21 protein-coding genes are annotated in these 16,373 nt (G+C 61.9%); 10 read left to right on the top strand and 11 right to left on the bottom strand.

What is annotated here, in order from left to right:
* Positions 1–610 precede the first annotated feature (610 nt).
* Positions 611–1,420, bottom strand: a complete 810-nt coding sequence (locus tag AB7828_RS27495) for an ABC transporter substrate-binding protein (protein WP_441231704.1) — start codon at positions 1,418–1,420, stop codon at positions 611–613.
* Positions 1,421–1,633: 213 nt separating this feature from the next.
* On the opposite strand from AB7828_RS27495, the gene AB7828_RS27490 reads away from it, so the two are divergent.
* Complete coding sequence (locus AB7828_RS27490) at positions 1,634–2,338, top strand: GrlR family regulatory protein (protein ID WP_441231703.1); 705 nt, start codon at positions 1,634–1,636, stop codon at positions 2,336–2,338.
* 106 nt (positions 2,339–2,444) lie between these two features.
* On the opposite strand, the gene AB7828_RS27485 is transcribed toward AB7828_RS27490, so the two are convergent.
* Positions 2,445–3,467 (bottom strand): S1C family serine protease, encoded by a 1,023-nt coding sequence (locus AB7828_RS27485; protein WP_175367597.1) that lies wholly within the window; start codon positions 3,465–3,467, stop codon positions 2,445–2,447.
* Between the two features lie 197 nt (positions 3,468–3,664).
* On the opposite strand from AB7828_RS27485, the gene AB7828_RS27480 reads away from it, so the two are divergent.
* Positions 3,665–4,987, top strand: coding sequence for a dicarboxylate/amino acid:cation symporter (locus AB7828_RS27480; RefSeq protein WP_120288607.1), 1,323 nt, complete (start codon positions 3,665–3,667; stop codon positions 4,985–4,987).
* 5 nt (positions 4,988–4,992) lie between these two features.
* Here the strand turns inward: AB7828_RS27480 and AB7828_RS27475 are convergent, their stop codons facing one another.
* Positions 4,993–5,310: a (2Fe-2S) ferredoxin domain-containing protein gene (locus AB7828_RS27475; protein ID WP_231077927.1), complete on the bottom strand. Its 318-nt coding sequence runs from the start codon at positions 5,308–5,310 to the stop codon at positions 4,993–4,995.
* A 34-nt stretch (positions 5,311–5,344) separates the two neighbouring features.
* Positions 5,345–5,524, bottom strand: coding sequence for a hypothetical protein (locus tag AB7828_RS27470; protein ID WP_089261775.1), 180 nt, complete (start codon positions 5,522–5,524; stop codon positions 5,345–5,347).
* A 145-nt stretch (positions 5,525–5,669) separates the two neighbouring features.
* On the opposite strand from AB7828_RS27470, the gene AB7828_RS27465 reads away from it, so the two are divergent.
* From AB7828_RS27465 to AB7828_RS27450, 4 genes are all read left to right on the top strand, one after another.
* Positions 5,670–5,945 (top strand): hypothetical protein, encoded by a 276-nt coding sequence (locus AB7828_RS27465; protein ID WP_231077928.1) that lies wholly within the window; start codon positions 5,670–5,672, stop codon positions 5,943–5,945.
* 193 nt (positions 5,946–6,138) lie between these two features.
* The gene (locus AB7828_RS27460) at positions 6,139–6,570 is read left to right on the top strand and encodes a nuclear transport factor 2 family protein (protein ID WP_120288605.1); all 432 of its coding nucleotides are present in this window, start codon (positions 6,139–6,141) and stop codon (positions 6,568–6,570) included.
* A gap of 121 nt (positions 6,571–6,691) precedes the next feature.
* Positions 6,692–7,588: a hypothetical protein gene (locus AB7828_RS27455; protein ID WP_441231702.1), complete on the top strand. Its 897-nt coding sequence runs from the start codon at positions 6,692–6,694 to the stop codon at positions 7,586–7,588.
* A gap of 171 nt (positions 7,589–7,759) precedes the next feature.
* On the top strand, positions 7,760–8,200 hold the full coding sequence (locus AB7828_RS27450) for a hypothetical protein (protein WP_089261783.1): 441 nt from the start codon (positions 7,760–7,762) through the stop codon (positions 8,198–8,200).
* 355 nt (positions 8,201–8,555) lie between these two features.
* Here the strand turns inward: AB7828_RS27450 and AB7828_RS27445 are convergent, their stop codons facing one another.
* The 3 genes from AB7828_RS27445 to AB7828_RS27435 form a co-directional block, all read right to left on the bottom strand.
* Complete coding sequence (locus AB7828_RS27445; RefSeq protein WP_170849743.1) at positions 8,556–8,699, bottom strand: hypothetical protein; 144 nt, start codon at positions 8,697–8,699, stop codon at positions 8,556–8,558.
* 125 nt (positions 8,700–8,824) lie between these two features.
* Positions 8,825–9,307 (bottom strand): MaoC family dehydratase, encoded by a 483-nt coding sequence (locus AB7828_RS27440; RefSeq protein WP_320447013.1) that lies wholly within the window; start codon positions 9,305–9,307, stop codon positions 8,825–8,827.
* Between the two features lie 9 nt (positions 9,308–9,316).
* Positions 9,317–9,775, bottom strand: coding sequence for a MaoC family dehydratase (locus tag AB7828_RS27435; RefSeq protein ID WP_441231701.1), 459 nt, complete (start codon positions 9,773–9,775; stop codon positions 9,317–9,319).
* 178 nt (positions 9,776–9,953) lie between these two features.
* Here AB7828_RS27435 and AB7828_RS27430 point away from each other — a divergent pair, with 178 nt between their 5' ends.
* Positions 9,954–10,277: a DUF4282 domain-containing protein gene (locus AB7828_RS27430; protein WP_068731168.1), complete on the top strand. Its 324-nt coding sequence runs from the start codon at positions 9,954–9,956 to the stop codon at positions 10,275–10,277.
* Between the two features lie 127 nt (positions 10,278–10,404).
* Here the strand turns inward: AB7828_RS27430 and ychF are convergent, their stop codons facing one another.
* The 4 genes from ychF to AB7828_RS27410 form a co-directional block, all read right to left on the bottom strand.
* Positions 10,405–11,502: a redox-regulated ATPase YchF gene (gene ychF, locus AB7828_RS27425; RefSeq protein WP_175367602.1), complete on the bottom strand. Its 1,098-nt coding sequence runs from the start codon at positions 11,500–11,502 to the stop codon at positions 10,405–10,407.
* 9 nt (positions 11,503–11,511) lie between these two features.
* Positions 11,512–12,135, bottom strand: coding sequence for an aminoacyl-tRNA hydrolase (gene pth / locus AB7828_RS27420; RefSeq protein ID WP_439057358.1), 624 nt, complete (start codon positions 12,133–12,135; stop codon positions 11,512–11,514).
* Between the two features lie 21 nt (positions 12,136–12,156).
* Complete coding sequence (locus AB7828_RS27415) at positions 12,157–12,867, bottom strand: 50S ribosomal protein L25/general stress protein Ctc (RefSeq protein WP_441231700.1); 711 nt, start codon at positions 12,865–12,867, stop codon at positions 12,157–12,159.
* Positions 12,868–13,108: 241 nt separating this feature from the next.
* On the bottom strand, positions 13,109–13,360 hold the full coding sequence (locus AB7828_RS27410) for an accessory factor UbiK family protein (RefSeq protein WP_089261793.1): 252 nt from the start codon (positions 13,358–13,360) through the stop codon (positions 13,109–13,111).
* 176 nt (positions 13,361–13,536) lie between these two features.
* Here AB7828_RS27410 and lgt point away from each other — a divergent pair, with 176 nt between their 5' ends.
* Genes lgt through pgeF form a run of 3 tightly spaced genes read left to right on the top strand, consistent with a single transcriptional unit; the run spans position 13,537 to position 16,278 of the window.
* Positions 13,537–14,388, top strand: coding sequence for a prolipoprotein diacylglyceryl transferase (gene lgt, locus AB7828_RS27405; protein ID WP_439074005.1), 852 nt, complete (start codon positions 13,537–13,539; stop codon positions 14,386–14,388).
* A 1-nt stretch (position 14,389) separates the two neighbouring features.
* Positions 14,390–15,514 carry a class I SAM-dependent methyltransferase gene (locus AB7828_RS27400; RefSeq protein ID WP_439074006.1) on the top strand — a complete coding sequence of 375 codons (1,125 nt, stop codon included), beginning with the start codon at positions 14,390–14,392 and terminating at the stop codon, positions 15,512–15,514.
* Entirely contained in the window at positions 15,511–16,278 is a 768-nt protein-coding gene (gene pgeF / locus AB7828_RS27395; protein WP_441231699.1) for a peptidoglycan editing factor PgeF, read from the top strand. Before AB7828_RS27400 ends, pgeF begins: the two co-directional genes overlap by 4 nt.
* The last annotated feature ends 95 nt before the right edge of the window (positions 16,279–16,373 follow it).

Raw genomic sequence — 16,373 nt, 5'->3', positions numbered from 1 at the left:
ATCCTTTGCGGAAAACCGGGACGTGACAACAACAGACCAACACGAGCTAGGACATTTCCCGCACCAGACTTGCAGTCGCATTTATAGTGACTTGCAAAAAAGCTAGACGGCTATTGACATAATTCCTACAAGACTATATACCCCTCCCCGTCCTGCTCATGAGGGGCGCTTCTCGAGGCGCTTTCGGAGTGGAGCAGGATACGGCGCCTGCGGACGTGCCTCGCAAGCACGGACTCGGGAGGTCCGGGGTCACCGTCCGGGCCCACTACGGGGCTGCGCCGGAAACGGCTGGACGGGTGCGGGTGAAGGCAGGCGAAAGCCTGTCCGGAACGGGGGACTTTCATTAGTCCTGCCCAGTACCCGGAAGCACGGTCCCTGGAACAGAAATCGCCGTGATGGAGCGCCGCAAGGCGGCGCTGTGGACGGAACGGTGTCGCAACCGGACCGGACGCAGCGACTGACTATCAAGGTGCGCCTTGCGGCGCTCCATTCCCCTCAGTTTCGAGGGGAGAACGACAGCTCACCTCGGGGCTTTCGCCCGCGAGAACGATGTCACGTGGCTGTTTGACATGTACATCCGAGCGAACGACGGCGGGCTTCTCCCGCGTCGTTACTTTCCCGCCGGCGGCGCGACATCGGCGACCTGGCCACTGCGCTTCAGGGCTTCGGCGACGAAGCCCGACGCCTTCATCTCCTCGACGAAGGCGGCAAGATAGACAACGCCAGCCGTGCGCGGCTTGTCGGCAATGCGCGGCATGGCCATCGCCTGCTGGATCTCCTGGAAATGCCCGGACATCACGCGCATCTCCGGATGGTCCTTGGCATAGGCATCGAGCTGCTGGCGCACGCCGGCGGCGGCATCGAGCTTCTCGTCGAGAAACTTGCGGATCATCGCGCTGCCGCCGCCGGCATCGGCGCGCAGCACGGTGGCGTGCTTGATGGTGCGGGTGAGATAGAGGTCATAGGCCGAGCCGAGGCCGACCGACATTCTGACGCCGTCCTTGTCGACGTCGTCGACCGTCTTCAGCGGCGAATGCGCGGGGACCATGTAGGTGCCCTCGATGATCACATAGGGCGCGGTGAAGATGATCTCCTGCGCGCGCACCGGCTCGATGGCGATGAAGCCGACATCCCAGGCGCCGGCCCTGGCGCCCTCGAACACTTTGCCTGCCGCTTCATAGGGCACATAGTCCACGGGGACGCCGAGGCGCTTGGCCAGTTCGGCGGCGAGATCCGCCGAGACGCCGCGCGGCGCGCCGTCGGGGCCCTTTTGCGCGAGGACGCTATTGCCGTAATTGATCGCGGCGCGGAGTTTGCCGGTGGGGGCGAGATCGCGCAGCACCTCGGGCGACGGCGCAGGCTGGGCGAAAGCCGGGAATGCAGCAGTCATGAACAGCACCATCCATCGTAACACACGCATCATAGGCCTCCCCGATTTCGGCGCGACCATGCCCGCAAACCCGCCGCGCGACAATCGGCGACCAGGGGCTTCGACGAGAGCGTGATCGGCCCGGCGCGACCAACCTCCGTTCGTCACGCGGACGGGATGGCTGATATGCCCGGCCGGGAATGCCTGTTATCGCAGTGCGCGACCGTCTACACTGGTGCCCGTTGGCGCAGTGGGTGGCTTTAGGTGTTCGACGGTTTCTACAAATGCGACTACCGGGCGGGCGACGTGGTCGGCCGCAGCGTCATGTATTGCAGGGACGGCCGCATGCTCGGCGGCAACACGGCCTTCGCCCATATCGGCACCTATCAGGAAGCCGACGACGGCATCCATGCGGTGATCCACGGCCAGCGCCATCATGTCGGCTCGCAGTTTCGCACGCTCTATGGCGACGACGACGGCTCGATCCGCGTCCGTGGCATCCACGACGGCAAGAACTACAGGTTCACCGGCGGCGACGCGCAGGGCAAGGGACCGGCCTTTGAGTCCGTGATGACACGGCTCGACGAAGAGGACTTCCCGGACACCGGCACGGTGGGCGATGGCGGCATCGCCAACGGGCTGTATTCGCTGCACATGAAAACCCTCGACGGCGTCGAGGACGGGCTGACCGGCGTGATGCTGCTGTTCGATGGCCGCATTCTCGGCGGCGACGCGCGCTTCTATTATCTCGGCGCCTATGGTTCGGCCGGCAGCCGCTGGAAGGGCGAGATCGTCAATCAGGAACACACGCCCGCAGCCGGCGGGAGTTCGCTCTTCGCCGGCTATGAAGTGGGCATCGGCTTTTCCGGCAGCTGCAGCGAGAGCGGCGCGGCATTCGAAGCCACCGCCCTCGCCGGCAAGCGCAGCCTGCGCCTGAAGGCCGAGCTGTCGCTGCTGCACAAGGCCTGACGCGGAGCCTTTTCCGTTCCGATTGAATCGGAACGGGGCTCCTGCTTCTTGTTTTACGCGTTTTCTTAACGCGAACCGGTGACCACTTCGCTCGAAAACGCTTTTGTTACGCGCGCGCCAGCACCTTGCGCTCGACGGGATGAATGTCGATGGCGCGCAAGCGGCCCATCCGCAGCACGTCGATCTCGATCGTCCGATCGATACGGTCGCGATCAAGAATGCGGATCAGGTCATCGACGCCATTCACCGGCACGTGATCGAGACTGATCACGACATCGCCAGGCAACAGACCAGCCTTGAACGCCGGACCGTCGGGATCGATCTGGTCGAGCAGCGCGCCCATGGTGTTCTCGATGCCGGCGAGCACCGCATGGCGGCGCGGGATCGGCGCGGTCTGGCCGGACACGCCGATGAAGGCGCGGCGGACATAGCCGTGACGAATGATCTCCGACAGCACGAATTGCGCGGTGTTGCTGGCGACCGCAAAGCAGATGCCCTGCGCGCCCTGGATGATGGCGGTGTTGATGCCGATCACCTCGCCGCGCGACGACACCAGCGCGCCGCCGGAATTGCCGGGATTGAGCGCGGCATCGGTCTGGATCACGTCCTCGATATTGCGCCCGCTCACCGAGCGGATCGAGCGGCCGAGTGCCGAGACGACACCGGCGGTGACCGTGGATTCGAAGCCGAGCGGATTGCCGATGGCGACCACGAGCTGGCCGCGCTTCAGATTCTTGGAATTGCCGAGACCCGCATAACGCAACTCGCGCGCGCCATCGGCCCGCAGCAAAGCGAGATCGGTATCGGGATCGGCGCCGAGCACGCGGGCATCGGTGACGACGCCTTCGGTGTCGCGCAGGCGTATATGCTTCGAATTGCCGACGACATGGCTGTTGGTCAGGACAAGGCCGTCCGGCGAGATGACGATGCCGGAGCCCAGCCCACCGCGTTCGCGGGCATTTGGCGTCCTCGCGCCGGTCTCGACGCGCACGACCGCAGGACCGACGCGTTCGGTGACATCGATGACAGCGTTCGAATAGGCATCGAGCAGCGCAGCATCGTTCGGCACTGCGGCAACGGCGGGTGTCGCGGAATCGTCATCTAGGGGATGTGCGGTGATATCAAGCATGGCGATGCTTCCTTTGAGATTTAAATGGCCCCGGCGCGCACCACTGCAAGTGCAGCATGCGCGGGAGACATGGCCGGGCTGCGCCGCGCTTTAACCTCAGGTCTGTTCAAAGCGTGACTTTACGCCGCAGCTCAGCGCACCTATGTTTTGCGCGCGGCTGTCGATGGTGATGAGCGCTTTCAAGGGACGAAACCACGATGGCCAAGCAACCCTGGTATCGCATTCTCTATATCCAGGTGCTGATCGCGATCGCGATCGGCGTCACCGTCGGCTACTTCTATCCGGATGCCGGCAAGGCCCTGAAGCCGCTCGGCGACGGCTTCATTGCGCTGATCAAGATGATGATCGCGCCGGCGATCTTCTGCACCGTGGTGCACGGCATCGCCTCGATCGGCGACATGAGCAAGGTTGGCCGCATCGGCGGCAAGACGCTGCTGTATTTCGAGACGGTCTCCACCCTGGCGCTGCTGATTGGCCTCCTGGTCGGTCACTTCCTGCAGCCCGGCGCCGGCTTCAATATCGATCCCTCCACATTGGACGCGAAATCCGTCGCCAGCTATGTCAGCCGCGCCAAGGAGGAAAGCTTCGTCACCCATCTGATGGGAATCATTCCGACGTCCTATTTCGACTCGCTGGCCAAAGGCGATCTGCTGCAGGTGCTGCTGGTGGCGATCCTGTCCGGCTTCGCGATCTCGCATATGGGCAAGCCCGGCGAAAAGATTGCCGAAGGCGTTGATCTCGCCGGCAAGATGTTCTTCCGCATCATCGGCATGATCGTGCAGCTCGCGCCCATCGGCGCCTTTGGCGCGATGGCTTTCACCATCGGCTCGTTCGGCCTCGGCGCCCTCGTCAATCTCGGCTATCTCATCTTCACCTTCTATCTGGCGTCACTGCTGTTCGTGCTGCTGGTGCTCGGCGGCATCGCGCGCGCCTTCGGCTTCTCGATCCTGCGCTTCATCGGCTATATCAAGGACGAGCTGCTGATCGTGCTTGGCACCTCGTCGTCCGAGACCGTGCTGCCGCGCATGATCACCAAGATGGAAGCGCTGGGCGCATCGAAGCCGGTGGTCGGCCTCGTCATTCCGACCGGCTACAGCTTCAATCTCGACGGCACCAATATCTACATGACGCTGGCCACGCTGTTTCTGGCGCAGGCCACCAACACGCATCTCACCTTCGGCCAGATGGCCGCGGTGCTGGGTGTGGCGATGCTGACATCGAAGGGCGCATCGGGCGTCACCGGCGCGGGCTTCGTGACGCTGGCCGCGACGCTGTCGATCATCCCCGATATTCCGATCACCGCACTGGCCATTATCGTCGGCATCGACAAGTTCATGAGCGAATGCCGGGCGCTCACCAATCTGATCGGCAACGGCGTCGCCACCATCGTCATCAGCCGCTGGGAAGGCGAACTCGATCGCCATCAGCTCCACGAGGCGCTGCTGCATCCGATCGATTTCGGCGAAGAGATGGAACGCCGGCCGCTGGGAGGAGAACTGCCGGAGAAATCGGCCGCCTGATCGCTCTATTTAGGCACGCGATCCGGCATCAGCGTCTCCGCCGCCTCGGCGCTGGCGTCCGCACCTGACAGCAACAGATACTGCCCGTTCTGCAGCGTCGCGGCGCTCGCCACGACGACGGCGCGCTTTGGGCAAATGCCAAGGCAACTCGTCAGCACCACGCGTGGACCTTTCACGTCCTGCTTCGCGCTGCGGCGTTTCAAGTCCGACTTGAGCGATTTGCGCAGTGCCTTGCCGTCATCAATGCGACCAAGGCATTTCTTGCAGACAAGAACGGGGGACGCGCGGCGCAAGCGCGCGGTGACGACAGGTTTACTGGCCATTCCTTTTATATAGACACCGCCCGCTGCATTGCGATCACCCCGACCGGCGGTTGCTGGTGTTCTGCGTGAGATTGCCGTGCGCCGCCTGCTCGCGAATATTGTGCTTCTCGTCGTCGCGATGACCCTTGGTGTTATCGAGCGTGACCTTCGGCGCGCTGCCAGGTCCCTTGTCGCTACAGTTATCCTCGGGAACGGGCTGGATGTGCTTGGTCATCGGGAATCTCCCTTGCAGGTCGGGAGAAAACGCAGCCGCTCAAACTGCGTTCCTTACCCGGGCTCCGGCACATGAAATCGCCGCCCCGCCGTTGAACCTTCTGGCGCCGTTGTTTGACGCATAAAACATTGAGTGGGGGCGCTGCATGAAAATCGCGTTGCTGATCTTGCTGGGTCTGGTTCTGGGGTTGCTCGGTGGAGCGGCCGTGGGGATCGGCGCCGGCGTTGCCTGGGTCGAATTGTTCAAGACCAGCAATTTCGAGGGCTACAGCGCCATGCTGGTGTTTTTCACCTTCATGCCCATTGGCGCACTCCTCGGCGCCGTCGGCGGGGCACTCCTGTTCGGCGTCATTGCTGCCCGCAATGGCGATGTCGCCATGGAACCGCTCCCCGTGCAGGACCACGAGCAGACATACCGGTAAGGTTATGCCGACGCGGCAATGCAGCTTAACGTTTTGGTGAGCAGCTCCTCACCACGAACATTTGTGCATTGCAAAATAAACCGTTGAATTTTAGCGAAATTATATTACTTCAGCTATCAAGCAATTTGTGCAGACCGCCCGGGCAACGTTGCCCCGGCGCGCAAGTGTTTCAACCATTTTCAGGACTATCCCAATGACAGAGCACAGCCTCTGGCGTTTCTCGCGCGCGTTGCATCGCGCCATCAACGAACGCCAGCTCGACCAACTCGCTGACATCATCGACGACAATATCGAATGGGCGGTCTACGGCCCGATCGACATGTTTCCGTTTCTCGGCGCACGCCACGGCAAAGCTGCCGTGCTCGATGTCTGCAAGCAGATCGCCGACAATGTGCGGGTGCATCGCTTCGAGCGTGAGTCGATGATCCTTGGTGATGAATCTGGCTCCGCAATGATGCGCTTCTCGCTGACCGCGCTGGATTCGAACCGCCCTATCAGCCTGCGGCTGGCGCAATTCGCGCAGTTCAAGGCCGGGCGTCTGATCAGCATGCGCGTGGTCGTGGATACGTTCGACCTGGTCGAACAGGCATTGGGCCGGCCTATCCATCTGCCGAAGATCGCCTGAGCAGCACGGCGATTGCCAATCGCCACGTCCATCCCCAGCGAAATGTTGCGACGCCACAATTCCGCCGGGCCTGATGGTATTATGTGCCAATCGATCCGCGATCTTGCTGGGCAGTGGCACGATGGCTTCAATCAAACCGACATATTGGGCGCTTATCGCAGCACTCGGCGGAGCCGCGTTTGCCTTTCCGGCTCACGCGCAGAATCCGTGGCGCGGTCTCGTCGATGTTGCGCCGCCTCCCGGTGAAATAGAGCAGGTCGACACGGCAGCCACTCCTCCTGCCGACGCCCCGGAACCCGACTGGAGCCTCTTGAACACCGACGATTCGCCGACGGCGAAGGCATCACTCCGCGAGAAGCGCTCGTCGCTGATCGTCGGCAGCCCGTCGTCCAGCTGGACTTCCAATGACAGCAACGGCGCGTCCGCACTCTCGGTCAAGCAGTCGGTTACGCCGTTCTGGGATACCCGCGTCGGCGCCGACATCAATGTCGCGCGGCAAAACGCGCCGCGCAGCGCAGCCGATGCCTACCGCAATCAGTTCGGCGACGGCACGGCGCAGGCCCAATCGGGCGGCGCCGCCTGGGCGGCAGCGACTGCTCCCGGCGTGGGCTCAATCTGGGACAAGACGGCGATCGAAGCACGTGTCGATCCGGGCGCGGATCAAACCAAACTGGGCACTTCGCTCAGCAAGTCGGTACCCATTGCCGGCGATCAGTATTCGCTGACGCTGCAGAGCGGCTACAACGTGATCCAGCAAGGCAGCATTCCAGCCATTGGCTACAACGGTCGCCCGACGCGCAGCTATGAGACCGACCAGCTCGCGCGTTTCAACATCACTGATACCGGCACCAGCTTCATCGCCGGACAATCGCTCGCCACCACCGATGACAAATGGCTGCGCAAGTTCGGCGCGGAGCAGAAGCTGTTTGGCGGCGTCAACGTCTCCGGATCGATCAGCGAGACTGTCCAGGGCGTGACCAACAAGACGTTCTCGGCCGGCTTCAAGCATAGTTGGTGAATTAAGTTTTAATACACTTTGCCAGACGATTGCCGGCAAAGATCGGCGCCCTGCCGCATATTCGCCGCTATCTCGTCAAAATCCACTGCGCAGATGTACACGTAAATTTGTCATGCGGGGGACCGCGCTCGCTCATTGTGAAGTCCGCTTCACACAAACAAGGAAGAGCTGATGAGTGCCATTCGTTCAGAACAGACAGAAGCCAAAGATGACGACAGCAACCTCGCCGCTGTGTCTGAAGTCGAAGCGGGTATCCGCGACTTCGTGCGCAACGATATCGCTTACCTCCGTCGTCCGGTGCCTGGCATGGTGAACAACAGCAGTGAAACCACCACCGGCACCGAAGCGCCGCTGGAAGCGACGACCGAAGCGACCGTGAACAGCGTCAATTCGCTGATCCAGCGCGTTGCCGGCACCTCGCTGGGTGAGATCGAGAAGCTGGTTTCCGAACTCGAGAGCCTGCGCGACCTGCTCCACGCCGAAGGCCAGCGCGTTCAGCGCGAGATCTCCGGCTATGCCCAGCTCAGCCAGGCCGCGATGAAGTCGACCCGCCTGATCGCCGACAACGTCGCGCAGTGGAAGCGCACCGCTGACGGCCTGCGTCACGACTGATCGGCACTAGACCACCCGAATCAAAAGCCGCTGCCCGAAAGGGCGGCGGCTTTTTCATGAGCCCGTTCAATTGAACTTTATTCGTTTTGTTCCCGACCAACGGTTACGCAGCACCTGCGAACTGCTTTTGGGGGAATCGATCCGTGGAGACCATTCGGCCGAACAACACCGATCCCATTCCGGCGCGCAGCAACGCGCCCAGGATGGGGACCATTATCTTACGTTTTGTCGGATTGCTGTTGGTGGCCGTGGCATTGCTCGCCTGGGCCTGGAGTCGCTGAGGTCGCCATCATCGACCCCACTCACGAAAAAACCCGCGCAGTTCGGCGCGGGTCTGGTTAGCAACTCGTAAAAATTACTCGCTAACGACCGCGCTGCTCTCGAGCGTATAGGCGCCATCGGCATAACCCTTGACCACCATGCAAGTGGCCAGCATCACCGCAAGCGTCACGCTCGCAAAGATGAAGCCCACAAATTTCAATCCGGTGCGGTCAGCCATTGTCGTCCCCAAAATCGTCCTGCGAAGTGTCGTCTCGGTCGTCATACCTGTAAGTCGCAGATCACGCTCACAAGGTTCAGAACCCCTTAACAGAGCTAGGGTTCCATCGATAAAGTTTGAAATGGTTAAGCCGCGTCGCCCCGTTGCGGCAGGAAGACCGAACCAAGGAAGCTGTAGACCTCCTCGCCGCGCTGATTAACGGCAACGTTCTTCGACTGCAAGATGCCCCAGCCCGGACGCGTCGCGGTCGCGCGCACGGAAACAACCTCGCTGCTATAGGTCAGGGTATCGCCGGCGAGAACAGGCCGGGTCCAGCGCAAATCACGAAAACCGGGAGATGGACCGCCGACTGGAGGCTCTTCGCCACGCGCCTCTGCCTCCGCCTTTGCGCGCTGGCCATCGGCGACCAGCAACTTCATGCACACCGACGCCACGTGCCAGCCCGACGCAGCGAGACCACCGAATAGCGATTTGCGGCCGGCCTCTTCATCGAGATGGAACGGTTGCGGATCGAATTGCCTGGCAAACGCCTTGATCGACTCCGCCGTGAACGTGAACGAGCCGAGCTCGCGGCGCATACCGATTTGGATGTCTTCCAGATAGCGCATGCTGCGACCCTAGTTCCCGGAGGCGAGTTCACGCACCCCGATCATGATCGGGGTGATCATCTCGGAAATCGTCTGCCCCTTGGCATTGCGTGTGCTGAACTTGAATTTAACGATGCCCAAGGTCGGCCGGCTTTGCGATACGCGCGCCTCGACCACTTCGACATCCAGCGTCAGATCGTCGCCGGGGCGAAACGGCGCGAGCCATCGCATCTGATCCACACCCGGTGAGCCCATCGATGCGGTCTTGTGCAGAAACCCGTCATAGATCATCCGCATCATCAGCGAGCACATGTGCCAGCCGGAGCCGGAAAGTCCTTTGAGCATCGATGCGCTTGCGGCAACTTCATCGAGATGCATCGGCTGCGGATCGTATTCTTTCGCATAGGCGATAATCTCGTCGCGCGTAATATGGCGCGGCCCGAAGGTCCCGAAGTGGCCGGGCTTAAAATCTTCAAATGTCAGGGTCATAATGGGGAATGCCGTCGAGGAAGCCTGATTGTGGCCGTTATTTGCAGCAATCTCAACCCGGTCGCTTGCATGGCTTTCCCGCGATCCTGCCCGTCAATGTGGTCGGGCCGGGATATTTGAAGCCGTTTCTCAATGCAATTGAATTTGTCACTCATCTACACGGCGGGGGATTTCACCGATGTTCGAATTTCGGGATCTGTTTCAGTGGGACCGTTTCATCACACCCACCATCATCAAGACGTTCTACTGGCTGGTGATCGCACTGATCATTCTGTTCGGCATTTCCGGGATCTTTTCCGGTCTCGCCGCAATGGCCATCAGCCCGTTCGGCGGTTTCGTCCTCGTGATGTCGAGCCTCGCCAGCGTGATCGTCGGCATCATCTTCGCACGTATTGCGGCTGAGTTCGTTCTGATCGTGTTCCGCATCAACGAGCATCTCGGCGCGCTACGGGATCAGGGGCAAAACCTCGGGCAGGATCACGGCCACGGCCAGCAGTACTGAGCGTTAATTCTCTCCGCCGTCATTGCGAGGAGCCCTTGCGACGAAGCAATCCAGTCTTCGCTTGTGGCTGCTGGATTGCCGCGTCGCTTCGCTCCTCGAAACGACGGGGGAGAGGACTGAGAATATCTTACGTGTTGAACCGGAAATGCAGCACGTCGCCGTCAGCGACGACATATTCCTTGCCTTCCAGCCGCAGCTTGCCGCCATCGCGCGCGCCGGCTTCGCCGCCGAGCCTGACATAGTCTTCATAGCCGATGGTTTCCGCGCGGATGAAGCCCTTCTCGAAATCCGTGTGAATCACGGCTGCAGCCTGCGGTGCCTTGGTGCCCTGGGTGATGGTCCAGGCACGGGCTTCCTTTGGGCCGACGGTGAAGTAGGTGATGAGGTGCAGCAGCGAATAGCCTGCACGGATCAGGCGATCGAGGCCCGCTTCTTCAAGCCCGAGCGTATCGAGGAATTCCACGCGTTCGGCACGTGACAGCGTCGCGATCTCGGATTCGATCTTGGCGGAGATGGCGACCGCAACAGCGCCCTCCTTCGCAGCATGTTCTGCAACCCGCTTCGAGTATTCGTTGCCTTCGCCCGCCGCGCCTTCTTCGACGTTGCAGACATAGAGAACAGGCTTGGAGGTCAGCAAGCCGAGCATGCCGAACGCGCGCTCTTCCTCGGGCTTGCGCTCGAGAAAACGTGTCGGCTTGCCGTCCCGCAGCAGCACCAAAGCGCGCTGGACCAGATCGAGCTGTTCCTTGGCGTCCTTGTCGTTGCCCTTGGCCTTCTTGGTCAGGTTGTCGATGCGCTTCTCGCAAGAATCCAGATCCGCAAGCATCAGCTCGGTCTCGATGATCTCGATGTCGGCGAGCGGATCGATCTTGCCTTCGACATGGGTGATGTCGTCATCGATGAAGCAACGCACCACATGGGCGACGGCATCGACTTCGCGGATGGTGGCGAGAAACTGGTTGCCAAGGCCTTCGCCCTTCGACGCGCCTTTCACCAGGCCCGCGATGTCCACGAAGGTCAGGCGCGTCGGGATGATCTGCTGCGACTTGCCGATCTCGGACAATTTGTCGAGCCGCTTGTCCGGCACCGCGACTTCACCGACATTCGGCTCGATGGTGCAGAACGGATAGTTCGCAGCCTGCGCCGCGGCAGTTTCGGTGAGCGCATTGAACAGCGTCGATTTGCCGACATTCGGCAGTCCGACGATCCCGCATTTGAATCCCATGACCCTGTCCTAATTCTTCGACGGCTTCTCAGCGGAGCCGTTGTCGTCCTTCGACGTGAAACCCTTGGCCTGCATCGTCAGATGCACCTTGTTCTGAAACGACGAGTCCTGACCACCGACCAGCAGGCCGACATGGTCGGACACCGCATCGTTGAACGCTTCGAGCTGAGGTCGTTCGGCCTTGGCGAAATCGCTCAGCACGTGATTATGGACCAGCTCCTTGGCACCGGGATGTCCGATGCCGAGGCGCACGCGCCGATAGTCGTTGCCGACATGCGCGGAGATCGAGCGCAGACCGTTATGTCCCGCAATGCCGCCGCCGACCTTCACGCGCACCTTGGAGAATGGCAGTTCGAGCTCGTCGTGAAACACGGCGATGTCGCCGAGTGAAATCTTCAAATAGGCGGACGCTTCCTGAACTGAGCGGCCGGAGTCGTTCATGAAGGTCATCGGCTTCAGCAGGATGACGCGCTCGCCGTCCAGCGTGCCTTCGGAGGTCTCGCCCTGAAAGCGACGGCGCCACGGTCCAAAACCGTGACGCCGCGCGATATCATCGAGAACCATGAACCCGATATTGTGCCGGTTGCCCTGGTATTTGGCACCAGGGTTTCCGAGTCCAACAAAGAGAAGCATGACGCGGAGCTCCGCGCCGGATTACTTCTTCTTCGCCGGAGCGGCGGCAGCGGCCGGAGCCTTCGCGCCAGCGGCGGCGGCCTTGGCGCCGGCAGCCGGAGCCTTGGCACCCGCAGCGGCAGGAGCCGCAGCAGCAGCCGCAGGGGTCGCAGCTTCTTCACCGTAGCCCGACGGAGGCACGATGGTGACCAGCGTCAGATCGGCATCGCGCGCCAGCGTCTTCACGCCCTTCGGCAGAACAACGTCGGTGATGTGCAGCGACGTGCCGATATCGAGCTGGCCGACATCAACTTCGAGGAACTGCGGAATGCTCTCGGCTTCGGCTTCCAGTTCGATCGTGTGGGTCACGATGTTGATGGTGCCGCCACGCTTCACGCCCGGAGCGCCTTCAGCACCCTTGATGTGCAGCGGAACGCTGACGCGGATGGTCGCGCCTTCGCCGAGGCGGAGGAAGTCGACGTGGAGCGGGAAGTCCTTGACCGGGTCGAGGTGGAAGTCGCGCGGAATCACGCGGTGCTTCTTGCCCTCGAGTTCGATGTCGTAAATCGTGGTGAGGAACCGGCCTGCCAGAATGCGCTGACGCAGTTCGGCATCATTCACCGAAATCGCCACCGGGGGTTTGTTGTCACCATAGATCACTCCGGGCACTCGGCCGGCGCGACGCTCTGCCCGTGCGGCCCCCTTGCCGCCGACCGGACGTGAGGTCGCCTTCAATTCCTTGACGGTCGCCATCGTTTAAGTCCTTGTTTTCTAAAAGTTAAAGGCCGCAATGCGGCCCGTTTTCACGCTGCAGCAAGCCTCCAGGGGTGCGGGGGCTGCGGACGTGGGCGGCTTCTACCGCCGAAACGCCAAAAAGACAAGGAAATGACAGGCTTTTTCTTCGTCGGCGGGCCCCTTCCAGGGGCTTATTTTGGCCGTCTATGCACGGGTAGCCGATGTCCGGCGCGCCGTGCAGGCCACCGCAGGCTTCCACTCAGCCGCCGAGCTTGGCTTCCAGCGCTGCGATCCGAGCCTTCAGCGCCTCGTTCTCCTCGCGGGCGAGCCTGGCCATATCCTTGACCGCCTCGAACTCCTCACGCTTCACGATATCGAGGTCGCGCAGGATCTTCTCAGCCTGGTTGCGCACAACCGTATCGACCTCGCGCTTGACGCCCTGAGCCGCGCCGGCGGCATCATTCATCAGGCGGCCGATCTCGTCGAAGAACCGATTGTTGGTCTGGGTCATGGCAAGAACTCCGGTCGGATGAACAAACACGCGGGATTAAGTTGTAGATCGACAATGGCGATCCCGACCGCGCAGTTCAAGTATCGCCTGCTTTTGGCGTTCACAACTGCAGAAGTCCCTTAATTCGTCACATGCCAATGCTTTACTGGCGCCATCGGGAGCCGTAAGCCCACCACATGCCATTCCTGACCATCGCCTTCCCCGTTTTCGATCCGATCGCCATCGCGCTCGGCCCGATTGTCATTCGCTGGTACGCGCTGGCCTATATCGGCGGCATCGTGATCGGCTGGATTTATGCCCGCGCGCTGATCAAGAGCACGAGACTGTGGGGCGGCCCCTCACCAATCTCCCTGCTGGATTTCGACGACTTCATCCTCTGGGTGACCATCGGCATCATTGTCGGCGGCCGCACCGGCTATGTGCTGTTCTACAATCTGGATTTCTTCATCGCCCACCCTGCCGAGATCTTCGAGCTCTGGAAGGGCGGCATGTCGTTCCATGGCGGCTTCATGGGCTGCGTCTTTGCCGTGTTTCTGTTCTGCTGGAAACGTGGGCTGTCGGTGCTGTCGCTCGGCGACATCACCTGCGCGGTCGGCCCGATCGGCCTGCTGCTCGGACGCCTCGCCAATTTCATCAACAGTGAATTGTGGGGCCGCCACGCCGACGCCAGCGTGCCCTGGGCGATGGTGTTTCCCAATGGCGGGCCGCTACCGCGCCATCCCAGCCAGCTCTATGAAGCTGGCCTGGAAGGCATCGGGCTGTTTCTCATTCTCGCCCTGATGATCCGGGCCGGTGCGCTGAAGCGGCCTGGCCTGATCCTCGGCGCCTTCATCTTTTTTTATGCGCTGGCGCGTATTACGGGAGAATTCTTCCGCGAGCCGGACCCACAACTCGGATTTCTGTGGGGTGGGCTCACCATGGGCATGCTGCTCTCCGTGCCGATGATATTTGTGGGACTCGTTTTGATGGTGCGCGCCTGGCGAAAGCCGCAGGCATCGCTCGAATTGAGCCCAGGCAAGAAGGCCTGATGTGACCGACCAATCGCCGCTGCAGGATGAAATCAAGCGCCTGATCAAGTCCACCGGACCCATGCCGGTGTGGCGCTACATGCAGCTGTGCCTGACCCATCCGCAACACGGCTACTACATTTCCCGCGATCCGCTCGGTCGCGAGGGTGACTTCACCACGTCGCCCGAAGTCAGCCAGATGTTCGGCGAGCTGCTCGGCCTGTGGTCGGCTTCGGTCTGGCGCGCGATCGGCGCGCCGCCCTTCGTCCACCTGATCGAGCTGGGCCCCGGCCGCGGCACCATGATGGCCGACGCGCTGCGCGCCCTGCGCGTGTTGCCGCCGCTGTATCAGGCGCTCAACGTGCATCTGGTCGAGATCAATCCCGTACTGCGCGAGAAGCAGAAGGCAACGCTGTCTGGCGCCCGCAACGTCACCTGGCACGACAGTATCGAGACCGTCCCCGCGGGCCCATCGATCATCCTCGCCAATGAATATTTCGACGTGTTGCCTATCCATCAGGCCGTGAAGCGCGAAGGCGGCTGGCACGAGCGCATGGTGGATATCGACAGCAACGGCCAGCTGATGTTCAGCGCGTCAACCGATCCGCTGCCGCGCTTCGACGTGCTGCTGCCGCCGCTGGTGCGCGCAGCCCCTGTCGGCGCGGTGTTCGAATGGCGCCCCGATACCGAAATGATGAAGATTGCCAGCCGCGTCCGCGACGAAGGCGGCGCGGCTCTGATCATCGATTACGGCCATGTCCGCAGCGATGCAGGCGACACCCTGCAGGCCATCGCGCAGCACAGCTATGCCGATCCGCTGAAGAATCCCGGCCAGGCCGATATCACCGCGCATGTGGATTTCCAGGCACTCGGCCGCGCAGCAGAGGATGTTGGCGCACGCGTGCACGGGCCGGTGACGCAGGGCGAATTCCTCAAGCGCCTCGGCATCGAGACGCGCGCGCTGACCCTGATGGCCAAAGCCACGCCGGAAGTTTCCGAAACCGTCTCCGGCGCACTGAAACGCTTGATCGACAGCGGCCGCGGCGGCATGGGCTCGATGTTCAAGGTGGTCGGCATCTCCGATCCCAATATCGACACGCTGGTGGCACTGAGCGACGACACCGGCATAGAGACCCCGACATCATGACTTTCACATCGCCTTTGCTGTCAGCCATTCCCGGCCTGCGCCACGCGTTCTTCACGCGCGACGGCGGCGTCTCCGAAGGCATCTATGCCGGCCTTAATGGCGGGCTCGGATCGAACGACGATCCCGCGCATGTGGCGGAGAACCGCCGGCGCATGGCGGCGGAGATGGGCGTCGATCCCCTGCACTTCCTCACCGCCTATCAGGTCCATTCGCCCGATGTCGCCGTCGCCACGGCACCGTGGAATGGCGATTCACGACCGCGCGTCGATGCGATGGTGACGAAGGTCGAGGGCCTGGCGCTCGGCGTCACGACGGCCGATTGCGGACCGGTGCTGTTTGCCGATCCCAAGGCTCGCGTCATCGGTGCCGCTCATGCCGGCTGGAAGGGCGCCTTCACCGGCGTGCTCGAGGCCACCATCGCGGAGATGGAAAAACTCGGCGCCGACCGCTCCGACATCGTGGTCGCGATCGGTCCGCTGATCCGCCAGCCAAGCTATGAGGTCGGGGCCGAATTCGTCGAGCGCTTCACGCAGTCCGATGCTGGCTTCGCCCGGTTCTTCATTCCCTCAACCCGCGCCGGTCATGCCATGTTCGATCTCGGCGGCTTCATTCGGATGCGGCTGGAGCGCGCCGGCATTGCCATTATCGATGACACCGGCATCGACACCTATCCCGACAGCAACCTGTTCAGCTATCGCAGGTCGGTGCATCGGAAAGAGCCGGATTACGGACGCCAGATCCACGCCATCGTGCTTGAGCGGTAACTCGCGCGTTGACGCACCGTTATCCTTAACGCGTCCGAACTGCCTCAAACTGAACGCGAATTGTCGGGGCGCGGTGACCGTTTCGGTCACCCTGG

Origin of the sequence: Tardiphaga sp. 215_C5_N2_1, assembly GCF_052076055.1 — a bacterium.
Taxonomy (GTDB): Bacteria; Pseudomonadota; Alphaproteobacteria; order Rhizobiales; family Xanthobacteraceae; genus Tardiphaga; species Tardiphaga robiniae.
The sequence above is the reverse complement of the archived record's forward strand: the minus strand, read 5'-3'. Positions and strand labels throughout refer to the sequence as shown.

Bases quoted from the DNA above. Each gene is read 5' to 3' on its own strand.
- AB7828_RS27465 (WP_231077928.1), top strand. From the start codon at position 5,670: ATGAAAATCGCGTTGCTGATCTTGCTGGGTCTGGTTCTGGGGTTGCTC.
- AB7828_RS27435 (WP_441231701.1), bottom strand. From the start codon at position 9,775: ATGACCCTGACATTTGAAGATTTTAAGCCCGGCCACTTCGGGACCTTC.
- AB7828_RS27495 (WP_441231704.1), bottom strand. From the start codon at position 1,420: ATGCGTGTGTTACGATGGATGGTGCTGTTCATGACTGCTGCATTCCCG.
- AB7828_RS27430 (WP_068731168.1), top strand. From the start codon at position 9,954: ATGTTCGAATTTCGGGATCTGTTTCAGTGGGACCGTTTCATCACACCC.
- AB7828_RS27445 (WP_170849743.1), bottom strand. From the start codon at position 8,699: ATGGCTGACCGCACCGGATTGAAATTTGTGGGCTTCATCTTTGCGAGC.
- pgeF (WP_441231699.1), top strand. From the start codon at position 15,511: ATGACTTTCACATCGCCTTTGCTGTCAGCCATTCCCGGCCTGCGCCAC.
- AB7828_RS27470 (WP_089261775.1), bottom strand. From the start codon at position 5,524: ATGACCAAGCACATCCAGCCCGTTCCCGAGGATAACTGTAGCGACAAG.
- pth (WP_439057358.1), bottom strand. From the start codon at position 12,135: ATGCTTCTCTTTGTTGGACTCGGAAACCCTGGTGCCAAATACCAGGGC.
- AB7828_RS27415 (WP_441231700.1), bottom strand. From the start codon at position 12,867: ATGGCGACCGTCAAGGAATTGAAGGCGACCTCACGTCCGGTCGGCGGC.
- AB7828_RS27455 (WP_441231702.1), top strand. From the start codon at position 6,692: ATGGCTTCAATCAAACCGACATATTGGGCGCTTATCGCAGCACTCGGC.
- AB7828_RS27450 (WP_089261783.1), top strand. From the start codon at position 7,760: ATGAGTGCCATTCGTTCAGAACAGACAGAAGCCAAAGATGACGACAGC.
- lgt (WP_439074005.1), top strand. From the start codon at position 13,537: ATGCCATTCCTGACCATCGCCTTCCCCGTTTTCGATCCGATCGCCATC.
- AB7828_RS27440 (WP_320447013.1), bottom strand. From the start codon at position 9,307: ATGCGCTATCTGGAAGACATCCAAATCGGTATGCGCCGCGAGCTCGGC.
- ychF (WP_175367602.1), bottom strand. From the start codon at position 11,502: ATGGGATTCAAATGCGGGATCGTCGGACTGCCGAATGTCGGCAAATCG.
- AB7828_RS27485 (WP_175367597.1), bottom strand. From the start codon at position 3,467: ATGCTTGATATCACCGCACATCCCCTAGATGACGATTCCGCGACACCC.
- AB7828_RS27460 (WP_120288605.1), top strand. From the start codon at position 6,139: ATGACAGAGCACAGCCTCTGGCGTTTCTCGCGCGCGTTGCATCGCGCC.
- AB7828_RS27480 (WP_120288607.1), top strand. From the start codon at position 3,665: ATGGCCAAGCAACCCTGGTATCGCATTCTCTATATCCAGGTGCTGATC.
- AB7828_RS27475 (WP_231077927.1), bottom strand. From the start codon at position 5,310: ATGGCCAGTAAACCTGTCGTCACCGCGCGCTTGCGCCGCGCGTCCCCC.
- AB7828_RS27410 (WP_089261793.1), bottom strand. From the start codon at position 13,360: ATGACCCAGACCAACAATCGGTTCTTCGACGAGATCGGCCGCCTGATG.